Here is a 737-nt window from a genome sequence, read left to right as displayed (position 1 = left end):
TGCAGGATCTGGCTGAGGAAGAGCCTGGTGCGCTCGTGCTGCGGATTGTCGAAGAACTCGGCCGGCGAGTTCTGTTCGACGATCTGGCCCTGGTCCATGAAGATGACGCGGTTGGCGACCTGGCGCGCAAAGCCCATTTCATGCGTCACGCACAGCATGGTCATGCCTTCCTCGGCCAGCGACACCATGGTGTCGAGAACTTCCTTGACCATTTCCGGGTCGAGCGCCGAGGTCGGCTCGTCGAACAGCATGATCTTCGGCTTCATGCACAGCGAGCGGGCGATCGCCACGCGCTGCTGCTGGCCGCCCGAGAGCTGGCCCGGATATTTGTGCGCCTGCTCGGGGATCTTGACGCGCTTGAGATAGTGCATCGCCACTTCCTCGGCGTCCTTCTTCGGCATCTTGCGCACCCAGATCGGCGCGAGCGTGCAGTTTTCCAGGATCGTCAGATGCGGGAAGAGGTTGAAGTGCTGGAACACCATGCCGACTTCGCGGCGCACTTCGTCGATCTTCTTCAGGTCGTTGGTCAGCTCGATGCCGTCGACGACGATCTGGCCCTTCTGGTGCTCCTCGAGGCGGTTGATGCAGCGGATCATCGTCGACTTGCCGGAGCCCGAAGGACCGGCGATGACGATGCGCTCGCCCTTCATGACCTTCAGATTGACGTCGCGCAGCACGTGGAATTCGCCGTACCACTTGTTCATGTTGACGATCTCGACGGCGACATCCGTCGCGGA

1 protein-coding gene is annotated in these 737 nt (G+C 61.3%); it reads right to left on the bottom strand.

Features of this window, described 5'->3' with window-relative positions; all coding sequences use genetic code 11:
• The coding region (locus V8U06_RS29170) for an amino acid ABC transporter ATP-binding protein (RefSeq protein WP_427143645.1) at positions 1-737 on the bottom strand (737 nt) is incomplete at both ends.

The sequence above is a fragment of the Shinella sp. G-2 genome (genome assembly GCF_050172695.1).
GTDB lineage: Bacteria > Pseudomonadota > Alphaproteobacteria > Rhizobiales > Rhizobiaceae > Shinella.
This window is presented reverse-complemented; position numbering and strand designations above follow the sequence as displayed.